Source organism: Limnohabitans sp., assembly GCF_040401135.1.
Taxonomy (GTDB): domain Bacteria; phylum Pseudomonadota; class Gammaproteobacteria; order Burkholderiales; family Burkholderiaceae_C; genus Limnohabitans.
The window spans coordinates 1-14,114 of sequence record NZ_JBBAOV010000022.1; the positions used below are offsets into that span (position 1 = coordinate 1).

A 14,114-nucleotide genomic window follows, 5' to 3' on the forward strand; every position below is an offset into this window, starting at 1 on the left:
TACAGCCTCAGAAACCCCCGCTCAGTTGAGTGGGGGTTTTTGTTTTTGTACTTGCATTAGTTTATATTAACGATATATTGATCAACAAATAAGCAAGCGCCGCTTTTTTCTAGACTTTTACACATATCTAATATCCACGCATCAAATTCAATTGCTTTTTCATAATTCGTATGAAGTAGATGTAGGTAGTTGGCAGAATTTGCCCATGCAACATAGTCTAAATATTTAATTTTTTGAAGTTCCAGTAATTTGAATTTCAACAACACCTTCGCAGCATATAAGGAATGTTTCTCAGGTGATGCCTTAAACTGAGCTAGTCGTGTTCTTGCCCTTTTCAAGGCGCCACAGATATCAGTGAAAGAAGACCCATGCCCAGGCAATACAAGTTTGGGATTGAGTTGCTCAATAATTTGGAGCGTCGCTTCTACTTCATCGAATGCTTGGATACCATCGATTTCTGGGAATACAACGCCAAAACCGTTTTCCCATAGTGCATCAGCTGATATAAGAATCCCTTCGAGTTCATTAAATAGAATGATTGAATGAGGGTCATGGCCGGGTGCGGAATAAACCCGCCAAGATGCATCACCCGATAACAAGCAATCGTCATTAGAAAGAAGACCACTTTTAGTGAATTTTGGGCAATGTTGCCCAGTTGGTGTGTAGGTTAAGACCTCCGCATTCCAATCTTCAACAAAAGAAGCATGCCCAGGTGGAATGAATGTACTTATTGCTGGGAATAAATGTTGCAAATACGAGTTTCCACCGCAATGATCGCTGTGCAAGTGAGTGTTGACAATTGATGTTAAGGGTTGATTCTGCAAAACAGATGTCACTAACGAAGCCGTCTGATGAGCGTGAGTCCAATAGCCTGTATCGACGAGCAACGCTTCCTCCTCATGTTGAATCAAAACGTTATTGGATGAAAGCCACCCGCGTTCAAAAAACGTTACTCCGTTCGGTAATTTATGCATATGACTTGTTGTTTGTCGGCTGTAAATCATCACAGTATCAGCTTTTTGTTGGCCTGAGACGCCATCTGAGAGGTTGATGAGCCGTAAGTTACAAGTAGCCTGCTTGAATGATTTAGAGAGAAGCACCTAATCTAGGTCAGGAAACAGCAAGAATAAGGGATAACCCTTAGAATAAATTCATGACATTCGTACAAACTTTTGCTGAAACTACACTGAATGGAGGTTGGAAAATGCTCAACATATCAGGTGTTACACAAGATCTGCTTAACAAAACAGAAGGCGCATTAATTCCCATTGCTGCCTTAGATTTTTCGAAAAGCCAGCAGATTTTGCAGCATTTAAACGAATTGTCTGAGCACGATCGCTATTTACGCTTTGGTTACGCGGCAACAAATATTCATATTGAAAAATATGTGGCTAATTTGAAATTTGATCGTGATGAAATTTATGGAATTTTTAATTCTGAACTTCAAATCATAGCCATGGCGCATTTGGCGCTCATGAAAGAAGACGGTCAGGAGCACTGCTCAGAGTTTGGCGTGTCTGTCTCTGCTCATGCACGGGGTAGAGGATACGGCGCGCACCTATTTCAACGCGCCGTCATACATGCAAGAAATGAAAAGGTGTACAAAATGCACATCCATGCATTGAGTGAAAACGCACCCATGATTCGGATTGCTCGCAAAGGAGGCGCAAAGATAGAGCGCTATGGTTCCGAAGTTGAAGCCTTTTTAAGTTTACCGAAACGTAACTTAGACAGCCGGGTCACGGAGTTCATAGCAAATCAATACGCCAAAACAAATTACAGCATTAAAGAAGACGCCAATCGTTTTTGGAGTTTCTTAGCCAAAGTACAGGAAATCCGAACAGGTGTGCGCAAATCGCGCCATCAAGCCGCTGAGTAAAAAAGGGGTAACGTGTATGCACTATGCTTAGGGTCTGTAAGACTCTAGCAGCAACAGCTGCACAACTGTGATACCCCCGAATTCCCGCGATACTGAAAAACAAGACTCACGCAGCTTTTGGCAGCGGTTAGTTGAGTTTATACACCCCGGTCCAGACTCACGCGAAGAGTTGCTAGGCGCGCTTTCTGATGCAGAAGACAACCAAGTCATAGGAGCAGAAAGCCGCCTCATGTTAGAGGGCGTTTTGCGCATGGCCGATCTTACGGCTGGTGAAGTGATGGTAGCTGCCCCGCGCATGGATCAAATCAACTTAGACGATCCTGTTGAGAAGAGTTTGAATCAAGTCATCGATACGGGGCACTCAAGATTCCCTGTTTTCGAGGGTGAGCGTGACAACCTAGTGGGCATCTTGCTGGCAAAAGACTTGTTGAAGTTACAGCGTGCGCCAACGCTCAACATTCGGACTCTATTACGCCCCCCAGTTTTCGTGCCAGAAAGCAAAGGTTTAAATGATTTGTTGCGTGAGTTCCGCAACACACGCAACCACATGGCCTTGGTGGTGGATGAGTTTGGTCGCATTGCTGGACTCATCACCATTGAAGACGTGTTGGAGCAAATTGTTGGCGATATTGAAGATGAATTTGATAGCCAAGAAGATGTGGGTGATATTTTTGCATTAGCCGATCAAACATATCGAGTCAGTGGCGACGCTTCTTTGGAACGTGTGGGTGAAGCGTTTGGAACGCATTTAGAAGTAACTGCTGCCGAAGAATCTGATGATACAAATTTCGACACCATAGGAGGCTTCATCGCCCATGCTATGGGCCATGTGCCGCGCCGTGGTGAACATTTTGAAATAAATAAATTACGATTTGAGGTGCTGCACACAAGGGGTGGCGCCGTCAAGTGGTTCAAGGTCTACCCCGCCCCAGTAGAAAAGGCTCAGCCATAAATATATGCGTGATAGAGACCACGCTGACAAGACATGGCCTTTGCCTTGGAGCGTGACGGCGCTATTGCTGGGAGCGGGCATAGCGCAAGCTGCATCACTTGCTTGGCCATTTAAGGGAGATTGGTCAGGTGTAACTCAGGGCTGGTTGCAGTGCTTGAGCATGGTTGTGTTGGCTGGGATTTTGGACCGCAGTCAATCTCGTAAACAAGCTTTTCTCTCTGGTTGGATATTTTCTTTTGCTTGGCTCGTTGGCAGTATTTGGTGGTTGTTCATTTCAATGAACAAGTACGGTGGTTTACCCGCTCCTATTGCAGCGTTGGCTGTTGGTTTATTGGCGTCGGGTTTAGCGTTGTTTTATGGAGCAGCATGTACCGTTTTTTATGCTGTTTGCAAAACGGGTGTCAGTATTTTGCTGCGAGCCAGTGCCTTTGCCGCTGTCTGGGTGTTAGCAGAGATCGTCCGCGGCACGATCTTTACAGGCTTCCCATGGGGCGCAGTGGGCTATGCCCATTTGGATAGTGTGTTGCAGCACTGGGCGCCGTGGATAGGTGTTTATGGTTTGTGTGCACTGACGGCATTCATCGCCATGGCCATAGGAGCTGAAAAAAGAGAGCGCAACCCACTTTCAGGTGTCGGCAAAGTCGGGATAGTCATTTTTGTTGCAGCGCTGGCCTTCACATGGGGCACTTCCCCAAGTCGAGCGACCAATGATGCGCACCAGTCACAACACCCTTTGCGCGTTACCTTGTTGCAAGGCAACATCCCGCAAGACATGAAATTTGGTGAGGGCGTCAGCCGCGCACTGCACGATTACCGCGAGGCATTGCTCTCAAATACTAGCGACCTAATCGTCACACCCGAAACAGCGATTCCTTTGATTCAGCAACAGATGCCTGATCGCTATTGGCAGCCGTTAGAAGCTCACTTCAGCAATGGCAACCAAGCCGCATTAATAGGTCTGCCGTTAGCCATGAAAAGCGAGCAAGGTCAGTTGAAATACAGCAACTCGGTGATGGCTTTGATGCCACAAACATCCCCCGCCGTAACGGCTAACTACCAATACGACAAGCATCACCTTGTTCCGTTCGGTGAATTTGTACCGCCACTGTTTCAGTGGTTTGTACGCATGATGAACATCCCTTTGGGTGAGTTCACCCCTGGGGCTCTAGCCCAGCCGAGCTTGATATTTAAGGGTGAGCGGATTGCCCCGAATATTTGTTACGAAGATTTGTTTGGCGAAGAGTTGGCCCGTAGCTTTGCAGATCCAAACAATGCGCCTACGCTGATGGTCAACCTTAGCAACATCGCGTGGTTTGGTGACACGGTGGCAATAGACCAACATTTAAATATCTCACGCATGCGCGCCCTAGAACTAGGAAGACCCATGCTGCGGGCTACAAATACAGGGGCTACAGCCATCATCAACGCACGAGGAGAAGTCACGCACCGATTGCCAAGCGCAGTACAAGGGGCTCTGACGGCCGAGGTGTACGGCAGACATGGCCCCATTACCCCGTATGCCCAATGGGTATCCAGATTTGGACTTTGGCCATTGGTCGGATTTGCCCTGCTGATCTTGCTGCTGTCAGGAGCCACAGCGCATGCATCAAGGCACGGGCAGAGGCGTTTCGGCCCGTAAAATCAAAGCATTGCGGGCATCTTGACCCGCAGACTAATTTGCCAGCGTCTGCTGGTCACTTTGCATGCTGACATTTCAACAAATCATTCTCAAACTTCAGTCCTACTGGGCCGAGCAGGGCTGCGCTTTGCTGCAACCCATCGACATGGAGGTTGGTGCGGGCACCTCGCACACTGCCACATTCTTACGCGCCTTGGGCCCAGAGCCTTGGAAGGCCGCTTACGTTCAGCCAAGTCGTCGTCCTAAAGACGGCCGCTACGGAGAAAACCCCAACCGTTTGCAGCACTACTACCAATACCAAGTGGTGTTGAAGCCAGCACCAAGCAACATCTTGGAGTTGTACCTGGGCTCACTCGAAGCACTTGGTTTTGACCTCAAGAAGAACGACATCCGCTTTGTTGAAGACGACTGGGAAAACCCAACATTAGGCGCCTGGGGTTTAGGCTGGGAAGTTTGGTTAAACGGTATGGAAGTGACGCAATTCACTTACTTCCAACAAGTGGGCGGCATTGATTGCAAACCCATCACAGGCGAAATCACCTACGGACTAGAGCGTTTAGCCATGTACCTGCAAGGCGTTGACAACGTCTACAACCTGACATGGACCGATGACTTGAAGGGTAACAAACTATCTTATGGCGACGTCTACAAACAAAATGAAGTTGAGCAATCCACCTACAACTTCGAGCACAGCGATGCTGAGTTTTTATTCACTGCTTTTGGTGCACACGAAAAACAAGCGAAGCATTTGATCAACGTCCAGCTTGCCTTGCCCGCTTACGAGCAAGTGCTCAAAGCCGCACACACCTTCAATATGTTGGACGCTCGAGGCGCCATCAGCGTGACCGAGCGTGCCGCCTATATTGGCCGCATCCGTAACCTCGCACGCGCCGTGGCGCAAAGCTATTACGAGAGTCGCGAGCGCTTGGGGTTTCCCATGGCGCCACGTGAATGGGTAGAGCAAATGAAGAAGACCGCTTGAGCGTAGGACACAAGAACATGACCACACATAACCTACTCATCGAACTCTTCGTGGAGGAGTTGCCTCCCAAAGTTTTACAAAAACTCGGCGATGCTTTCTCCAACGTTTTGTTTGAACAACTAAAAGCACAAGGATTAACTGCAGCCAATTCGGCTGTGACTGCCTTCGCATCGCCACGACGTTTGGCTGCACACATAACCGACGTGTCTGAATTAGGAGCCGACAAAGCCGTACAACAAAAACTCATGCCTACAACAGTGGGCTTGGATGCAAACGGCAACGCGACACCTGCCTTACTGAAAAAGCTGCAAGCTTTGGGCGCAGGCCCTGAAGCAGTGGCGCAACTAAAGCGCGCACCCGATGGCAAAGCAGAAGCCTTGTTCTACGACAGCATTGTCAAAGGCGCGAGCTTGGCCGAGGGCCTGCAAAAAGCACTGAATGAGGCGATCTCCAAACTTCCCATACCGAAGGTGATGAGCTATCAGCTTGAAACCGACTGCGGCATTGACAACTTTTTACCAGGCTGGACAAGCGTCAACTTTGTGCGCCCCGCGCACAGCTTGGTGGCCTTGCACGGCAGCATGGTCGTGCCAGTCAAAGCTTTGGGCTTGGTGGCTGGTAACAGCACACAAGGTCACCGTTTTGAAGCGCGTGTATCGCCTTTGGTGTTGGCCAATGCCGACGTCTATGCCGACACACTCGCCCAAGATGGGGCAGTCATCGCCAGCTTTACTGAGCGCCGCGCAGAAATAGCGCGTCAGCTTAATGCTGCAGCAGTCAAAGCGGGCGGCGGCGAGGACTCAAGGTCACAAGGAGGGCTAAGGCCGATTGAAGACGCCGCTTTGCTCGACGAAGTAACTGCGCTTGTCGAACGTCCCAATGTGTTGGTGTGCGAGTTCGAAAAACAGTTCCTCGACGTGCCCCAAGAGTGTCTCATCCTCACGATGAAGGCCAACCAAAAATACTTCCCGTTGCTCGACGACGAAGGCAAGCTGACCCATAAGTTCTTGGTGGTCAGCAACATCACACCCGACGACCCATCCGCTGTAATTGGCGGCAACGAGCGCGTGGTTCGCCCACGTTTGGCTGACGCCAAATTTTTCTTCGACCAAGACCGCAAAAAGACACTCGCTTCGCGTGTGCAAGGTTTGTCCAAAGTGGTCTATCACAACAAACTCGGCACACAGGGCGAGCGTACCGACCGTGTGCGCGCCATCGCCAAAGGCATTGCGGCCTTGCTGCCTGAGGCCAAAGACGCCAAATTTTTACAAGCAGTCGACACCGCCGCACAGCTTGCCAAAACCGATTTGCTGACCGACATGGTGGGCGAATTCCCAGAGCTGCAAGGCATCATGGGCGGATACTACGCCCGTCACGATGGCTTGGGCGAGGACGTGGCGCAAGCCATCGAAGACCATTACAAACCGCGCTTTGCCGGCGATGCCTTGCCGCGCAACACGGTCGGAGTAGTGGTGGCATTGGCCGATAAGCTCGAAACTTTGGTTGGCATGTTTGGTATCGGTAATTTACCTACGGGCGACAAAGACCCGTTCGCTTTGCGCCGACACGCGTTGGGCGTGATTCGCATGTTGGTTGAAACAGATTTACCCGTCGGTTTGGACGAACTGCTGCTGCGCGCGTTTGAGGATGCACAGTGGGGCGCCGCTATCCAAGCAACAAAGGCGGTAGGACATGCTGCCTCAACCGTGTATCTAAATTACGAAGCGGCAACGCCTTTGGCATCTTTCATTTACGACCGTATTTCTGGCGGCCTGCGCGAGCAAGGCTATTCAGCCCAAGAGGTCGAAGCCGTGTTGGCGCTGCGCCCTCAGCGTTTGAGTGATGTGGCCAAGCGCCTCACCGCCGTCCGCGCATTCGTCGTTTTGCCAGAAAGCCCTGCATTGGCTGCGGCCAATAAACGCATCGGTAACATACTCAAAAAAGCAGGCGAGGTCGACGCACACGTCAACACAGCCTTGTTCAAAGAAGACGCCGAGCAAGCGCTGTATGCCGTCATGCTCAAGTTGCTGCCAGAGTCTGAGGCGCAGTTCAATGCGGGCGACTACACGTCATCGTTGCAAACTTTGGCTACCTTGCGTTCGCCTGTGGATGCGTTCTTTGACGACGTCATGGTCAATGCTGAAGAGATGGACTTGCGCCTTAACCGCCAGGGCCTGCTCAAGTGCCTGCACTTGGCAATGAACCGCGTGGCCGATTTGTCTTGTCTCGCTTCTTAAAACCCAAGCTCAGCCATCATGCAAACGAAACTCGTCATTCTCGACCGCGACGGCACCATCAACCAAGACAGTGACGACTATGTCAAGTCTGCCGATGAGTGGATTGCGTTGCCCGGCGCACTCGAGGCGATTGCACGCTTGAACCATGCCGGTTGGCGTGTGGTGGTGGCGTCAAACCAATCAGGTTTGGGTCGCGGTTTGTTCGATGTCGCCGCCTTGAACGCTATGCACAGCAAGATGCACAAACTGCTGGCTTCTGCCGGCGGCCGCATTGACGCCGTGTTCTATTGCCCTCACAGCCCCGAAGAAACCTGCAACTGCCGCAAGCCCTTGCCCGGCTTGTTCGAGCAAATTGGCGAGCGTTATGGCATGGACCTCAAAGGCGTTCACACGGTGGGCGATTCGTTGCGCGATTTACAAGCGGGTGCTGCCGTTGGTTGTGATACGCACTTGGTACACACAGGCAAAGGCGAAAAGTTGATGGGGCAAACACTTCCTGCAAACTTTCCACCAGGTACTTTGGCGCACGCCGATTTAGGTGAATTTGTCGATTGGATGCTTGCGTTGCCGGATACCGCTGTTAAAAACAAAACATAGGTGTCCTAATGATGAATCTGCTTCGCTCCGCGCTGCACATGGCGTTTATGTTTGTCACCGTCATCCCCTACACCTTGGCTATCTTGGTGGTGCGCTTGTTTGGCGCCAAAGGAGCCATGCGCTACACCATAGCCCAAAAATGGCTCAAGCTCAGTGTGGATTCTGCGCGCGTCATCATTGGCATTCGTTACCAAGTGCATGGGCAAGGTAACTTGCCGGTGGGCGAGACCAGCCCTGCTATTTTGTTGGTCAAGCATCAGTCCACGTATGAAACGTTTTTGATGCCGGCCATCATGCCGCACCCCTTGGCGTATGTGTTTAAAAAAGAGCTGCTTTATGTGCCGTTCTTCGGTTGGTCCATCGGCAGCTTAGACATGATTCACATCGACCGCAGCCAACGAGCCAGAGCGTTTGCCAAAGTGGTGGAGCAGGGCAAAGCGTTGTTGGCCCGGGGTGTGTGGGTCATCATGTTTCCAGAGGGCACACGCATTCCACGCGGCGAACGCGGAAGCTATAAAAGCGGTGGCACACGTTTGGCCATTGCCACCGGCGCACCCGTTATCCCCGTGGCGGTAACCTCCGCCAAATGCTGGCCTCGCAAAGCTTTCATCAAACACCCGGGCATGGTGGATGTATCGATTGGCAAGCCCATCCCCAGCGAAGGCCGCGAAGCAGACGAACTGATGCGCGAAGTCGAAACCTGGATCGAAGCCGAGATGCACCGCCTCGATCCCGAGGCCTACGTCGGCCAACGTTGAGCTCATAAGCATGAGCCGCTTCTTGCAACTCGTGCTCGACATGTTCGACGGCGCGTCACCCGCCAAACCGTCGCCTCGTCCCAAGCCTCGGGTACTGCATGGCCCGCATCAACCTTCTGAGCCCCTGGGTCAAGTACTGCCCAAGGCGCTTTACACACACCCCCGCGCCACCCGCCGCATTCAGCTAGGGAGCGCCGATGTGGCCTATGCTTTTAGGCGTGGCAAGCGTCGCACCATCGGAATGGCCATTGGCCCCGATGGCTTAGAAGTCAGCGCGCCGCGTTGGGTCACGGTGGGTGAGGTGGAGTCAGCCTTGCGAGAAAAATCCGACTGGATTGCCCGCAAGCTGATCGAGATGCAAGAGCGCCAGCAGCAACTGGGAGCCGCCCGCATCGAGTGGGCTGATGGCGTCGTGTTGCCATATTTGGGCGAGCAGTTGCAGGTGGTGCTTGACTCCTCCAGCGCGCTGAAGAAAAACAGTGCGCAGTTTGAGCCATCGCCGTTGCAGCAGGTTGACCAAGCGCTGACGCATAGCCCCATCGCAGACGTGATCACTGAAGAGGCGGGGCAAATCTCGCCTCCTTTGCGCCACACGCTGCGCCTAGGCCTTCCACTCAACGCTGAGGCCCCACAAATTCGCGATGCCGTACAAGCCTGGCTCATGCGTCAAGCCAAAGCCTTGTTTGTCGAACGGCTTAACCACTTCGCGCCTCAGCTCGGTGTGCAGTGGCAACGCGTCTCGCTCAGCAGCGCAGCCACGCGCTGGGGAAGTGCCAGCGCCAATGGCGCTATTCGCCTCAACTGGCGTTTGGTGCACCACAAGCGCGACGTGATTGACTACGTGGTGGCCCACGAACTCAGCCATTTGCGCGTCATGGACCACAGCCCGCGCTTTTGGGAAACCGTGCAAAGCGTCATGCCCGACTACGCCCAGCGACGTCGTGTGCTTAAGGATGAACCCTTACCTCCTTGGTCATGAGCTGATTATTGGAGATTTGCCGCCATAATTGACGTTTACGTAAACGTAAACAAGGCAATCATGGCGACCACCTATTCCATCAGCGACTTAGCGCGTGAGTTTGACCTCACCACGCGGGCCATCCGTTTTTACGAAGACATGGGTCTCTTGCAGCCCGAGCGCTCTGGCCCTGGCGGGCGCAACCGTGTTTACAGCCACCGCGACCGTACGCGTCTGAAACTTACTTTGCGTGCCAAGCGTTTGGGCTTGTCATTGACTGAGGCCAAAGACCTGATCGATATGTACGACAGCCCGCGTGACACAGGCCCACAATTGCAAAAGTTTTTGGTGGTGCTCGATGCGCACAAGCGCGAGCTTGAAGCGCAAATGGCAGAGATTCTGGCCAACCTCGATGAGGTAAAGGCCCACGAAAAAGAAGCCCGAAGTTTGCTGACCAAGCAAGGTGATAAAGCAGTCAAACCCATCAAGATGCTCAAGGCTTTGAAAGCGAGCGCAGCATGACGCACGTTGCATCTGCTCACCCCGAGTTACACGCCCGCATCGAAGCCAGCTTTGTCCGTCAAGGCATGATGCAGCACCTTGGCGCTCGCATCGTGTCTGTGGCGCCAGGCGAGGTTGAAATTGCCTTGCCCTACTCCGAGCGCGTCACACAGCAACAAGGCGGCTACCACGGTGGCGCCATGGGCGCGTTGGCCGACATTGCCGCAGGCTATGCCGGACTCACCATGGCCGCCGAAGGTCAAGAGGTGACTACGGTGGAATACAAAATAAACTTTCTCGCGGCCTTCTCGGGTGGCGAGCTTCGCGCCCGCGGACATGTGGTGCGCGCTGGCAAACGCCTCATCATTACCACCGCCGAAGTGGTGCACCTGGATGACAACGGCGGCGAATCGTCTTGCGCATTGATGCAACAAACCCTCGCCACAGTGAACAAAACATACTGACCCCCTAGGAGATAAAAATGAACAACTTGCCCGGCCTCAACTTTCAACTCGGTGAAGACATCGATGCTCTGCGCGACGCTGTGCGCGATTTTGCACAAGCCGAAATTGCCCCCCGTGCTGCACAAATCGATCACGACGACCAATTCCCCATGGACCTGTGGCGCAAGATGGGCGACCTCGGCGTCCTAGGCATCACAGTCGGGGAGGAGTTTGGCGGCGCCAATATGGGCTACCTCGCACACATGGTTGCGATGGAAGAAATCTCTCGCGCCTCGGCCAGCGTGGGCTTGAGCTATGGTGCACATAGCAATTTGTGCGTGAACCAAATCAAACGCAACGGCACAGAAGCGCAGCGCGCCAAGTACCTGCCCAAACTCATCAGCGGTGAGCACGTGGGTGCCTTGGCCATGTCTGAGCCAGGCGCGGGCTCAGACGTCATCAGCATGAAGTTGAAGGCGGAGTTCAAAGAGCCGAGCGCCTCGGGCGGCGGCTACTACCTGCTCAATGGCAGCAAGATGTGGATCACCAATGGCCCAGACGCCGACACCTTGGTGGTCTACGCCAAGACCGAGCCCGAGTTAGGCGCGCGAGGCGTCACAGCCTTCTTGATCGAAAAGGGCATGCAGGGTTTCAGCGTCGCGCAAAAGCTCGACAAACTCGGCATGCGCGGCAGCCACACGGGTGAGCTGGTGTTCAACAACGTCGAAGTGCCCGAAGCCAATATTTTGGGCGGCCTCAATATGGGTGCCAAAGTCTTGATGAGCGGTTTGGACTACGAGCGCGCTGTGTTGGCGGGCGGTCCGTTGGGCATCATGCAATCGGTGATGGACAACGTCATTCCCTACATTCACGACCGCAAGCAGTTTGGCCAAAGTATTGGCGAGTTCCAACTCATCCAAGGCAAAGTGGCCGATATGTACACCGTGCTGCAAGCCGGTCGCAGCTTTGCCTACACCGTGGCCAAAAACCTCGACTTACTTGGCACCGACCATGTGCGTCAAGTGCGCAAAGACTGCGCATCCGTCATTTTGTGGACCGCCGAAAAAGCCACCTGGATGGCCGGCGAAGGTGTGCAGATTTTTGGCGGCAACGGCTACATCAACGAATACCCACTGGGTCGTTTGTGGCGCGACGCCAAGCTGTATGAAATTGGTGCAGGCACCAGCGAAATTCGCCGCATGTTGATTGGCCGCGAGCTATTCGCTGAAACTTGTTAAGGGATTTTTACCCCTGCGACAATGAATGCATGAGCAATTCACTTCAACACCTTTTCGATAACAACCGCGTCTGGGCGGCCCGCATGATTGAAGAAAATCCTGCGTACTTCTCTCGTCTGGCCAACCAGCAAAATCCCAAGTATTTGTGGATTGGCTGCTCTGATAGTCGAGTGCCTGCCAACCAAATCACCGGCCTAGATCCGGGTGAAGTGTTTGTCCATCGCAACGTGGCCAACTTGGTGGTGCATTCCGACTTGAATGCCTTGTCCGTCATCCAATATGCGGTCGATGCGCTCAAGGTCGAGCACATCATGGTGGTAGGCCACTACGGGTGTGGCGGGGTGTTGGCAGCGACTCGCGGCACACGTGTGGGTTTGGCTGACAACTGGTTGCGCCATGTGCAAGACGTGCGCTTGCGCCATCGCCAGCGCCTTAACCATTTGCCGCAAGCTGAGCTTGAAGCGGTCATGTGCGAGATGAACGTGATCGAACAAGTGGGCAACGTGGCCTTGTCCAATGTCATGCAAGACGCATGGGGTCGAGGTCAAAAAGTAACCGTGCATGGTTGGATATACGGCTTAGATGATGGCCTGGTCAAAGACCTAGGCGTCAGCATGAGTCACGGCGACGAAGTGGTCGATGTGTTTCGCCGCGCTTTCAAACGCTACCCTCGCGGTGGCATGCTTCCCGCTGCGTGACCCTCTGGGTTGGCGTGGCATTTTTTGTATTGGAGAAATTCATGTCCGACCCCATCGTCATCGTCAGCGCTGCGCGCACGCCTATGGGCAGCTTTCAAGGCGACTTCTCAAGCCTTGCCGCACATGACCTAGGCGGCGCAGCCATCAAGGCCGCAGTGGAGCGTGCAGGCATCCATCCTGAGTTGGTCACCGAAGTTTTGTTTGGCAACTGTTTGATGGCAGGCCAAGGCCAAGCGCCTGCACGCCAAGCGGCTTTCAAAGGTGGTTTACCCAAAAGCGCTGGCGCTGTTACCTTGTCCAAAATGTGCGGCTCAGGCATGCGAGCGGCGATGTTTGCGCACGACATGTTGGTGGCAGGCACACACGATGTGCTGGTCGCTGGCGGCATGGAGAGCATGACCAACGCGCCCTACCTCATGCTCAAAGGCCGTGGTGGCTATCGCATCGGCCACGACCGCATCTTTGACCACATGATGCTCGACGGCTTGGAAGACGCTTACGAACCCGGCCGCAGCATGGGCACCTTTGGGGAAGACTGCGCCGCCAAATACAGCTTCACACGCGCCGAGCAAGACGCGTTTGCCACTGCCAGTGTGCAACGCGCCAAGGCCGCCACTGAAAGCGGAGCCTTTGCCACTGAAATCACCCCCGTCACCGTCAAGACGCGTGTTGGCGAAACGGTGGTGTCGATTGACGAAGGCCCCGGCAAAGTCAAGCTTGACAAAATCAGCTCACTCAAGCCCGCGTTCAAGAAAGACGGCACCATCACTGCGGCTTCCAGTTCGTCTATCAACGATGGCGCAGCCGCCATGGTGCTGATGCGCGAAAGTACCGCCAAGAAGTTGGGTTGCACCCCCTTGGCACGCATCGTCAGCCATGCCACTCATGCGCAAGAGCCTGAGTGGTTTGCCACCGCCCCCGTCGGCGCCACGCAAAAAGCCTTGGCCAAAGCAGGCTGGAAAGTGCAAGACGTGGACCTGTGGGAAATCAACGAAGCATTCGCAGTGGTGCCCATGGCCTTGATGAAAGAACTCAACGTGTCCCACGACATCGTCAACGTGAACGGTGGCGCCTGTGCTTTGGGTCACCCCATTGGCGCATCAGGTGCGCGCATCATGGTCACACTCATCCATGCCCTCAAAGCACGCGGCTTAAAAAAAGGCTTGGCCACGTTGTGTATCGGCGGCGGTGAAGGCACGGCTGTGGCACTCGAACTCGTTTAAGTTTTAATC

Annotated in this window: 14 protein-coding genes; 13 read left to right on the forward strand and 1 reads right to left on the reverse strand. The window is 53.4% G+C overall.

Features of this window, described 5'->3' with window-relative positions:
- Positions 1 to 56: 56 nt before the first annotated feature.
- Positions 57 to 1,100, reverse strand: coding sequence for an MBL fold metallo-hydrolase (locus ABWP81_RS07540; protein ID WP_353140780.1), 1,044 nt, complete (start codon positions 1,098 to 1,100; stop codon positions 57 to 59).
- Positions 1,101 to 1,153: 53 nt separating this feature from the next.
- Between ABWP81_RS07540 and ABWP81_RS07545 the strand changes: the two genes are divergently transcribed.
- The 13 genes from ABWP81_RS07545 (at position 1,154) to ABWP81_RS07605 (ending at position 14,105) form a co-directional block, all read left to right on the forward strand.
- A complete protein-coding gene (locus ABWP81_RS07545; protein WP_353140782.1) occupies positions 1,154 to 1,879 on the forward strand; it encodes a GNAT family N-acetyltransferase in 726 nt (241 codons plus the stop codon).
- 67 nt (positions 1,880 to 1,946) lie between these two features.
- On the forward strand, positions 1,947 to 2,831 hold the full coding sequence (locus tag ABWP81_RS07550) for a CorC family transporter (protein WP_353140784.1): 885 nt from the start codon (positions 1,947 to 1,949) through the stop codon (positions 2,829 to 2,831).
- A 4-nt stretch (positions 2,832 to 2,835) separates the two neighbouring features.
- Positions 2,836 to 4,470 (forward strand): apolipoprotein N-acyltransferase, encoded by a 1,635-nt coding sequence (lnt, locus tag ABWP81_RS07555; RefSeq protein WP_353140786.1) that lies wholly within the window; start codon positions 2,836 to 2,838, stop codon positions 4,468 to 4,470.
- A gap of 64 nt (positions 4,471 to 4,534) precedes the next feature.
- A complete protein-coding gene (gene glyQ, locus ABWP81_RS07560; RefSeq protein WP_353140788.1) occupies positions 4,535 to 5,452 on the forward strand; it encodes a glycine--tRNA ligase subunit alpha in 918 nt (305 codons plus the stop codon).
- Between the two features lie 17 nt (positions 5,453 to 5,469).
- Positions 5,470 to 7,689, forward strand: a complete 2,220-nt coding sequence (gene glyS / locus ABWP81_RS07565; RefSeq protein ID WP_353140790.1) for a glycine--tRNA ligase subunit beta — start codon at positions 5,470 to 5,472, stop codon at positions 7,687 to 7,689.
- Between the two features lie 18 nt (positions 7,690 to 7,707).
- On the forward strand, positions 7,708 to 8,286 hold the full coding sequence (gene gmhB / locus ABWP81_RS07570) for a D-glycero-beta-D-manno-heptose 1,7-bisphosphate 7-phosphatase (RefSeq protein ID WP_353140792.1): 579 nt from the start codon (positions 7,708 to 7,710) through the stop codon (positions 8,284 to 8,286).
- A gap of 11 nt (positions 8,287 to 8,297) precedes the next feature.
- A complete protein-coding gene (locus ABWP81_RS07575; RefSeq protein ID WP_353140829.1) occupies positions 8,298 to 9,044 on the forward strand; it encodes a lysophospholipid acyltransferase family protein in 747 nt (248 codons plus the stop codon).
- 10 nt (positions 9,045 to 9,054) lie between these two features.
- Entirely contained in the window at positions 9,055 to 10,023 is a 969-nt protein-coding gene (locus ABWP81_RS07580) for a M48 family metallopeptidase (RefSeq protein ID WP_353140794.1), read from the forward strand.
- Between the two features lie 60 nt (positions 10,024 to 10,083).
- The gene (locus ABWP81_RS07585; RefSeq protein ID WP_353140796.1) at positions 10,084 to 10,524 is read left to right on the forward strand and encodes a MerR family transcriptional regulator; all 441 of its coding nucleotides are present in this window, start codon (positions 10,084 to 10,086) and stop codon (positions 10,522 to 10,524) included.
- On the forward strand, positions 10,521 to 10,967 hold the full coding sequence (locus ABWP81_RS07590; protein WP_353136811.1) for a PaaI family thioesterase: 447 nt from the start codon (positions 10,521 to 10,523) through the stop codon (positions 10,965 to 10,967). The genes ABWP81_RS07585 and ABWP81_RS07590 overlap by 4 nt, the downstream gene beginning before the upstream one ends.
- Before the next feature lie 17 nt (positions 10,968 to 10,984).
- Entirely contained in the window at positions 10,985 to 12,184 is a 1,200-nt protein-coding gene (locus ABWP81_RS07595; protein ID WP_353140798.1) for an isovaleryl-CoA dehydrogenase, read from the forward strand.
- 29 nt (positions 12,185 to 12,213) lie between these two features.
- Complete coding sequence (gene can, locus ABWP81_RS07600) at positions 12,214 to 12,882, forward strand: carbonate dehydratase (protein WP_353134316.1); 669 nt, start codon at positions 12,214 to 12,216, stop codon at positions 12,880 to 12,882.
- Positions 12,883 to 12,923: 41 nt separating this feature from the next.
- A complete protein-coding gene (locus tag ABWP81_RS07605; protein ID WP_353134319.1) occupies positions 12,924 to 14,105 on the forward strand; it encodes an acetyl-CoA C-acyltransferase in 1,182 nt (393 codons plus the stop codon).
- Positions 14,106 to 14,114 lie beyond the last annotated feature (9 nt).

Coding starts and splice junctions, on each gene's coding strand:
- ABWP81_RS07545 (WP_353140782.1), top strand. CDS start 1,154: ATGACATTCGTACAAACTTTTGCTGAAACTACACTGAATGGAGGTTGG.
- lnt (WP_353140786.1), top strand. CDS start 2,836: ATGCGTGATAGAGACCACGCTGACAAGACATGGCCTTTGCCTTGGAGC.
- glyQ (WP_353140788.1), top strand. CDS start 4,535: ATGCTGACATTTCAACAAATCATTCTCAAACTTCAGTCCTACTGGGCC.
- glyS (WP_353140790.1), top strand. CDS start 5,470: ATGACCACACATAACCTACTCATCGAACTCTTCGTGGAGGAGTTGCCT.
- gmhB (WP_353140792.1), top strand. CDS start 7,708: ATGCAAACGAAACTCGTCATTCTCGACCGCGACGGCACCATCAACCAA.
- ABWP81_RS07575 (WP_353140829.1), top strand. CDS start 8,298: ATGAATCTGCTTCGCTCCGCGCTGCACATGGCGTTTATGTTTGTCACC.
- ABWP81_RS07580 (WP_353140794.1), top strand. CDS start 9,055: ATGAGCCGCTTCTTGCAACTCGTGCTCGACATGTTCGACGGCGCGTCA.
- ABWP81_RS07585 (WP_353140796.1), top strand. CDS start 10,084: ATGGCGACCACCTATTCCATCAGCGACTTAGCGCGTGAGTTTGACCTC.
- ABWP81_RS07590 (WP_353136811.1), top strand. CDS start 10,521: ATGACGCACGTTGCATCTGCTCACCCCGAGTTACACGCCCGCATCGAA.
- ABWP81_RS07595 (WP_353140798.1), top strand. CDS start 10,985: ATGAACAACTTGCCCGGCCTCAACTTTCAACTCGGTGAAGACATCGAT.
- can (WP_353134316.1), top strand. CDS start 12,214: ATGAGCAATTCACTTCAACACCTTTTCGATAACAACCGCGTCTGGGCG.
- ABWP81_RS07605 (WP_353134319.1), top strand. CDS start 12,924: ATGTCCGACCCCATCGTCATCGTCAGCGCTGCGCGCACGCCTATGGGC.